7 protein-coding genes are annotated in these 8,254 nt (G+C 43.8%); 5 read left to right on the top strand and 2 right to left on the bottom strand.

The annotated features are described in order from the left end of the window. The 3 genes from hutW to hutZ all read left to right on the top strand — a co-directional run. Positions 1-1,354, top strand: a 1,354-nt coding sequence (gene hutW, locus B9J87_RS13770) for a heme anaerobic degradation radical SAM methyltransferase ChuW/HutW (RefSeq protein ID WP_094151267.1), incomplete at its 5' end; no start/stop codon positions are given. Between the two features lie 2 nt (positions 1,355-1,356). Next, the gene (gene hutX, locus B9J87_RS13765; protein ID WP_094151265.1) at positions 1,357-1,866 is read left to right on the top strand and encodes a heme utilization cystosolic carrier protein HutX; all 510 of its coding nucleotides are present in this window, start codon (positions 1,357-1,359) and stop codon (positions 1,864-1,866) included. 54 nt (positions 1,867-1,920) lie between these two features. Beyond that, a complete protein-coding gene (gene hutZ / locus B9J87_RS13760; protein WP_017044790.1) occupies positions 1,921-2,451 on the top strand; it encodes a heme utilization protein HutZ in 531 nt (176 codons plus the stop codon). Between the two features lie 124 nt (positions 2,452-2,575). Here hutZ and B9J87_RS13755 read toward each other — a convergent pair whose 3' ends face one another. Both B9J87_RS13755 and B9J87_RS13750 read right to left on the bottom strand, forming a co-directional pair. Beyond that, positions 2,576-4,726: a TonB-dependent hemoglobin/transferrin/lactoferrin family receptor gene (locus tag B9J87_RS13755; protein ID WP_094151263.1), complete on the bottom strand. Its 2,151-nt coding sequence runs from the start codon at positions 4,724-4,726 to the stop codon at positions 2,576-2,578. A gap of 212 nt (positions 4,727-4,938) precedes the next feature. Next, positions 4,939-5,835, bottom strand: coding sequence for an ROK family protein (locus tag B9J87_RS13750; protein WP_094151260.1), 897 nt, complete (start codon positions 5,833-5,835; stop codon positions 4,939-4,941). Positions 5,836-6,058: 223 nt separating this feature from the next. On the opposite strand from B9J87_RS13750, the gene B9J87_RS13745 reads away from it, so the two are divergent. Further along, positions 6,059-6,706: a GTP cyclohydrolase II gene (locus B9J87_RS13745; protein WP_013856740.1), complete on the top strand. Its 648-nt coding sequence runs from the start codon at positions 6,059-6,061 to the stop codon at positions 6,704-6,706. A gap of 166 nt (positions 6,707-6,872) precedes the next feature. Then, entirely contained in the window at positions 6,873-8,135 is a 1,263-nt protein-coding gene (locus B9J87_RS13740) for an imelysin family protein (RefSeq protein WP_094151257.1), read from the top strand. Positions 8,136-8,254 lie beyond the last annotated feature (119 nt).

Genomic DNA, 8,254 nt, shown 5'->3' with positions numbered 1-8,254 from the left:
GGCGAGAACAGACGACCCACTGCGTTTTGCTTTTGGTCAAAAACATTCCGCTCATGCGGGAGGAGTGGCAATTCCCATTGGTGCGGAGCAGCAACCTCGATTATGGCAACAATTAACGTCGCAGAGCAGCGAGCGCGCCAATAAACGTTGTTTATACATCCATATTCCCTTTTGCCGAGTACGCTGCACATTTTGTAACTTCTTTCAAAATGCCGCGAGTCGAAGTTTAGTCGATGATTACTTCTTAGCGTTGATGCTTGAGCTTGAGCAAAAATCCCAATTGGCTTGGACACAATCTGGTTTATTTCATGCGGTTTATATTGGCGGTGGCACACCGACCGATCTCTCAGCGCAGCAAATACAGCAGTTAGGCCAAAGCATTCGTCGTCTATATCCATTATCAAATGATTGTGAAATCACTTTAGAAGGGCGCATTAACCGTTTCAGTGATGAAATGTTTGAGAGTGCGCTTGAAGGTGGATTCAACCGGTTTTCATTTGGTATTCAAAGCTTTAATACTCAAGTTCGCCGCAGTGCAAAACGTCTTGATGATCGTGAAGTCGTGTTAGAACGCATCACGAATTTGAGTGAAAGAGAAGAAGCGCCCATTGTTCTCGACTTATTGTATGGCTTGCCTTATCAAACCTTGGACGTTTTCGAGCAAGATTTGCATGACTTCGTCAGCACAGGGGCACAGGGTATCGATTTGTATCAGTTATTGGTTTCAGGTAGCGCACCAATGTTGAATTTGGTTGAGAAAGGGAAAATACCCGCGCCTGCTACCACACCAGACAAAGCCAGCATGTACCAAATTGGCGTTCAATTTTTTGCCAAACACCATTTCAAATCGCTGAGTGTCAACCATTGGGCGAAAGATAACCGAGAGCGCAGCCAATACAACAGCCTAGCAAAAACCTTTGCAGAGGTGTTGCCAGTAGGTTGCGGCGCAGGAGGTAATATTGGTGGATACAGCATGATGCAGCATCGCAGTCTTGAAGCGTATATGGAAGCGATGAAACAGCAACAGCCTCCGCTCGCCATGATGATGAAACAACACGCACTAGAGCCTGTCTTTGCCGCGATTAAATCAGGCTTTGACCGGGGCGTGTTAGCGCGTAAAGCCTTACCCAAGTTTATGGGATTGGATTGCTTTGACTACCTAACGCCGCTGCTTCAGCATTGGCAGCAGGCAGGTTTAGTTAAACTAGAAGAGGATTATCTAGTCTCCACTTTGGCGGGTGGATTTTGGGCCGTAAGTTTGGCGCAATCATGCATTAAAGTTTTACATAACGAATTTACGGAACGCACGGATTTAACACACAGTGATTCAACACTGATAGCAAACTGGAAATGAATATGGATTTACTTGAACAGAAAGTGGCCTCTTTATTAGAGCAACAACCGACCTTATTGCCGGCAGCGATGGCGCAAGAGTTGAATGTGACTGAATTTGAAGTGGTGCAGGCATTGCCTAAAGAGATGGCTGCGATTGTTGATGGTGCTCAGGCTCAATCGCTGTTGGAATCATTAGCGGATTGGGGAATGGTCACAACGATTGTCCACTCTTTTGGCTCTATATTTGAAGTGAAAGCACCTTTTCCAAAAGGGAAGTTGGCTCGTGGCTATTATAACTTGATGGGTAAAGAGGGCGAGTTACACGGCCACTTAAAGTTGGAATCCATCCAACACGTTGCTTTAGTCAGCAAGCCTTTTATGGGACGTGAAAGTCATTACTTTGGTTTCTTTAGTGAGCAAGGCGATAACATTTTTAAAATTTATCTAGGCCGAGATGAAAAGCGCGAACTGATTGCAGAGCAAGTCGCACGTTTTAAAGCACTACAACAAGACGTTCATTCCAACCAATAATATTGATATAACGATAAGCCCTGAACGCAATGCGAAAGGGTCGAGGAGAAAGTCATGGATCAGCAGATCAAACAAGAGCGATTACAAGGACGATTGGAACCTGAAATCCAAGAGTTTCGTCAAGAACGCCGTACATTGCAATTGGCTACAGTGGACGCGGAAGGCCGTCCGAATGTGAGTTACGCGCCATTTGTACAAAACCAAGAAGGTTACTTTGTGCTGATTTCGCACATCGCTCGTCATGCGCGTAACTTGGAGGTGAACCCGCACGTCTCCTTGATGATGATTGCAGACGAAGGCTCATCAAAACAGATTTTTGCCCGTCAACGGCTGACGTTTGACGCCGTTGCGAGTGTCGTACCACGTGAAACGGCATTATGGCAGCAAGTCATTGGTCAAATGCAAGCTCGTTTTGGCGAGATCATTGACGGCTTAAGCCAGCTGCAAGACTTTGCTTTATTCCAGTTGAAAGTAGAAAAAGGTCTTTATGTGAAAGGCTTTGGCCAGGCGTATCAAGTGTCTGGTGATGACATGGTTGATTTTGTGCACCTTGATGAAGGGCATAAGAAAATTTCCAACGCGTAATCTTAATCGCTCAAGATACATTGGACATTGTAAGAAAAGGCTAGTTATCTAGCCTTTTTTATTGAGGAGTTCATGGAACAACAAAGCCAGCATAACGCTGGCTTTGTGAATAATGGTTTAATCGCTAAAACTCATATTTAGCGGTAATAGCATAGTTACGCTCAGCTTGAGAGTCGTCGTTATCTAAGCTTGTTTTACCGCGGATATCATTCCAACGGTAGTACTCTTTGTCGGTTAAGTTAAATATGCCCGCAGTAATCGTGACATCTTGCATTGGTTTAAAGTAAGCGGTGATATCGACAATGGTCGCACTCGGCAGTTCAACTTGGTTTTCTGTACCGCTATTAAGCTTATCACGGTTGATATTACCGGCTGACTTCGCTGCAGTATAATTTAACTTCAGGCTAGTACCCCAAGTGGTACTGTCATCATCATAATTTAGTGCTGCGGCAACATTCCATGGGTTTACGCTGTTCAATGGGCGTCCGTTACCATCTTCACCTTTGCTATAACTTGCCGCTAGGCGTGTTGATATACCATTCGGGGCTCCAATTAACTGATCCAATTTTAATTGATTTGATAATTCAATTCCTTTGATCGTCGCTTCACTTAAGTTGACATAAGAGTAGTGCTCTATCTTGTTCTCTTTCTTTGTTATGACTTGTTCAATGAAATCATCATAATCGCTATAAAATGCAGAAATTTCAGTTGCCGAGGAGTTTGTATTGTGACGATAACCCAATTCATAGGCCAAGCTTTTTTCTGACTTAAGGTATGGGTTTGGATCGTTCACATAATTGTGAGCAATGTTGTCATACGTGTAGTACAGCTCAGTAAAGTTAGGGGCACGGAAACCTTGGCTGACTTGAGCAAATACCGAATGTTGATTATTGATGCGGTACAGTGCACCAAGACGGCTGGTGAGTGCTGAATCGTCAAATTTAACGAGGGGTTCTGTGGTGCTACCACCGGGATCGGTGCTAAATGAATCATAACGAAGGCCTGGTGTGACAATCAAATTACCGCTCAAAAGGGTGATCTCATCTTGAACAAAGAGGCCGATTTTTTGGTCTGTAGCATCCGGTGTATAAACCAAAACTTGATTTGGCGTGGCAGGATCCGAGTTGAGTTCTGTATTGGTATTTGAAATATCGCTACTGGCAAAACTTAAACCATAAATAAAGTTATGCTCGGTTTGGCCTAAGGTAACTAACTTATCCAGTTGCGTTTCTAATTCAATTTTATCTTCATTATAGAAGTAATCTTTGGTTTGTTGGTTGTCCGCATTGGCTGGAGTGTAAGGAGGCCTTCCTGACGATGCTGGCTGAAAACGGTGCGTTAAGCCGTTATCTTCTTTGCTTTGCCAAGATGCTCGGCTAGTAATGGTGTCTGCGATGGCAGAGTCAGCTAGCCAAATGTGTTTGATGCCAAGGCGATACTGTTTCGTTGTATCTTGACCATGATAGTTTTTGTAACTGGAATGAGCGATATCAGAATCTGTTTTGTTATGCAGTGCTTCACCAAAGAACTCCAAACGGTGAGCATCGCTCAGTTGATATTGGAGCTTAAGTAGCAAGTCATTTTTTGCACTATCTTGACTCTCTATCGAATAATTTTCTTTACGATCGGCAAAATTTTGTTGCTCTTGTCCATCACGGCGAGTATAGGCGACCAAGGTCTCTAAATTGCCACTTTTATTTGCAATGGCAATATGTTCACTGAAAGATTTATCTTCTGAAGAGTAGGAAAGCTTTGCTTGTCCGCCTGTGGTTGCGTCTCCTTTTAGGAAATCACGAGGATCTTTGGTGTCAAAAGCGACGACACCGCCAATGGCATCACTGCCGTGAAGGCTTGACGCCGCACCTTTGATGACTTCAACACTCTTCACCATATCGGGATCGATACTGATAGCGCTCGAATTGACAAAAGAGTAAGGACCTCCGTCGAATGCTTGTCCTTGTGTGACTCCATCAACCATAATTTTGATTCGATTACCTTCTACGCCGCGAATATTGATGGTCTGTACACCTTGGCGAGATGAGCTATTGGTTGAAACTCCAGGGGTATATTCAAGGATAGCTGCGACATCTTTTGCCATATTGGCTTCAATGTCTTTGCTCGAAACGACAGCAACAGAAGCGGCGGTATTTTCGATGGTTTGAGAAGTTCGCGTTGCCGAAACAACAACCTCATCGAATCGAGAAACTTCTTCTGCGAGAGCAGCAGGGGAAAGCGCTAGCAATATGGAGGCTGATAGTAGTGTTTTAGTGTACATCTGAGTTATTACCTTATTCATCAATAACAGATTTAAGCTGTGCGCAATGATATTGGATCTAAATGGTAATTACTATCATTTGTATTTGTGTGTTGATGTGAAATATAAACAGAATTAGGAGTGTATGTTTTAAATATCAGTCATTTAATATGTAAAACACTTGCTTTACTTAATTTTCCGATGACTAAATTTGTGACTTTAATCACTTTCTGCTAGTTCAAACCTAGCCAAGCTGCACCACGGATGCCGCTGCTGTCACCATATTTCGCTTGGGTAAACACAATCTGTGCACTATCAGAAAAAACGTAGTTCGCTGTTGCCCGAGGCAGATCAACATACAGCGATGCTACGTTTGATAATCCTCCGCCAAGCACTATCACATCAGGATCCAACACATTGACGATGCAAGCAAAGCTGCGCGCCATTTGATCAATCAATTGTTGGTAAAGCTTTGTTGCTTGTGGGTCTTGCTGCTGGTGGCGAGTGATTATTTCGGCTGCATTCCACTCTTGTTGACCAATCAACTGAGCACTCTTTGTTAAGCCAGAACCGGAGATAAAGAGTTCAATGCAGTTATCGCGTCCGCAATAACAGTGGCGATTAGGTCCATCACGTTCATTGGTAAAACTTGGCAGCGGATTGTGCCCCCACTCACCGCATACGGCGTTCGCACCGACCAATACCTGCTTGTTGATTACAATACCGCCGCCGCAACCTGTGCCCAAAATCGCGCCAAAGACTACGTTACCATCTTTGGCGGCACCATCGACCGCTTCAGACAGCGCAAAGCAATTGGCATCATTGGCAATAACAACATTGCGTTGCAGGCGAGCGCACAGATCGGCTTTTAAATCTCGACCATTTAAAAAAGTGCAATTGGCATTTTTGATAAGCCCTGTCGCTGGGCTGATGGCTCCGGGAAGTCCAATCCCGATTTGGCAGTGAGTTTGAGTTTCGCTTTCGGCCATTGCAACCAGTTGACATAAGGTGCTTAGAAAAAGCTCGTACTCATGTGGGGTAGGGGTTCGGTGTTTAAATAGGGTGTTTCCTGATTTATCCAGTATGCAAATTTCAATTTTGGTGCCACCAATGTCGAAACCTATCAGCATGATTTTTCCTTATTTTGGATGTTGAGTGTGAGTCCTGACTATGGAATATAGTCTAATAATCAACGTGTTTTGTCTTTGAACTGAACAAGATAACGTGAAGTGGTGAGATTTTTTCTTTTGATTGCTGAAAATTGTTATATTATAACATTTCTCAGCAAGTGATCTTTTTATTGAAAAGGGGAGTATCTATCCCCATAGTTAGGTCATCAATGGGTCAATTCGAATGCAAATCAATTCAGCATTGCAACAAGCAATTATTCAAGTGAGTGTAGATATGGCGGAAGTACGAGCCAGAGTGGATTTCAAAGTCGGTCTAAAAAGCAATATTGACGCCGAAATACTCTCTTTTAGAGGACTGAAAACAGACAAAGAACATGTTGCGGTCATTTTTAAATCCGCTGATGTTACTCAGGAAACTCCTTTAGTCCGTATGCATTCAGAGTGTTTAACGGGCGATGTTTTTCACTCATCACGCTGTGATTGTGGTGAACAATTAGAAGAAACCATTAATAAAATGGGCGAAGTTGGCGGCATTATCCTCTATTTGCGTCAAGAAGGTCGAGGCATTGGTCTGTACAACAAAATTGATGCCTATCGCTTACAAAGTGCGGGGATGAATACCTATGAAGCCAACAATCATCTTGGCTTTGGTGACGACTTGCGTGATTTCACTGAAGCGGCGCAGATGTTGAAAGCGTTAAATGTGACCAAGATTCGTTTAGTCACTAATAACCCTAAAAAAAGTCGTGAGCTGAAGGAGCATGGTATTGAAATTGTAGAGGTCGTGAATACCGCGGCACATATTAAGTCGGGTAATGAAAATTACCTCAAGGCCAAAGTTTCCCATGGCAAACACAACTTAAAACTATAATTCAGACTTATAGATGACAGCCAAAAACCTCATTTCGGTGAGGTTTTTGGCGTTTTTACCTTGCAAAAAAATGGATAATTTGTATTATCGGCGACTAAAAGTGCAAATGATAATAATTAGCACTACCATAAAATAACGCTCAAATCGCCTCAACAAGGATGCTCCCATGAAAGTTAACACGCTTCTTATTCAGTCAATTGCTGCCTCACTTGCCATCGCAAGTAGTGCGTCATTTGCGGCTACCGTCACTAAGGAGCAGGTGGTTGAACATTATGCCAATATTGCCCATGCCGTGTTTGCTGATTCGCTGACGACCGCTCAATCATTAGAAAAATCAATCGATCAGTTCTTGATGACTCCCTCGGCGGCTAAATTGGAAGAGGTGAAACAAGCGTGGTTAGCATCGCGAGTGCCTTACCAGCAGTCCGAAGTCTTCCGTTTTGGCAATGCCGTTGTTGACGATTGGGAAGGGCAACTCAATGCTTGGCCTCTTGATGAAGGGCTGATTGACTACGTCGCTACTGATTACCAATATGAACTGGGCAATGAAGGCGCCAGCGCTAACATCATTGCCAACCAAACGTTGAAAATTGGTGCGACAACGATTGATGTCTCCACTATCACACCAGAGCTGATTGCCAGCTTAAACGAAATTGGTGGCTCTGAAGCTAACGTCGCTTCAGGTTATCATGCCATTGAGTTCCTACTGTGGGGCCAAGATTTAAATGGCACCAATGCGGGAGCCGGTGCTCGTGCTTACACGGATTTTGTCGTGGGTAGCGAATGCACCAATAACAATTGTGATCGCCGTGCTCAATACTTAAAAGCGGCAGCTCAGCTGCTCGTGCAAGATTTGGCATGGATGGAAAAACAGTGGTCTGCGGATGAAAAAGCCAATTACCGTCATGAATTGCTTGCGGAATCAGCAGACAATGGTTTGCGTAAGATGTTATTTGGTATGGGGTCTTTATCACTGGGCGAATTAGCGGGCGAGCGTATGAAAGTGGCGCTAGAAGCAAACTCGACTGAAGATGAGCACGATTGTTTCTCAGATAATACCCATAACTCTCATTACTACAATGAACAAGGTATTTACAACCTTTATACGGGTTCTTACCAGCGTCAAGACGGAAAGGTACTAACAGGCCCAAGCCTGAATGATTTAGTAGCACAAAAGGATGCACAAGCAGCCAAAGAGATTCAGAAGCAGTTTGACAGTGCGCGTGCTGAAGTCGGTAAATTAGTGACGTCGGCTGAAAAAGATAATCAGCATTTCGATCAATTGATCGCGGCTAATAACCCCCAAGGCAACGCGATAGTCAATGGAGCCATTATGGCTTTAGTGGCTCAAACCGCTTCGATAGAACGTACCGCTTCAGTGATTGGGATTGATAACCTCAATCCAGATACTGCAGATCACGAATTCTAATAATAAGATGAAAAATCCAAGGGCTCAGATGAGCCCTTTTCCACGTTTACACTGAATTAAGATGTTGAGAAAAGCCCAATGAGATCGTTTTTTACCGCCGCGCTCCTAACCTTGCTTGC

The sequence above is a fragment of the Vibrio sp. V19_P1S1T109 genome, assembly GCF_002241375.1.
Lineage (GTDB): Bacteria > Pseudomonadota > Gammaproteobacteria > Enterobacterales > Vibrionaceae > Vibrio > Vibrio anguillarum.
This window is presented reverse-complemented; position numbering and strand designations above follow the sequence as displayed.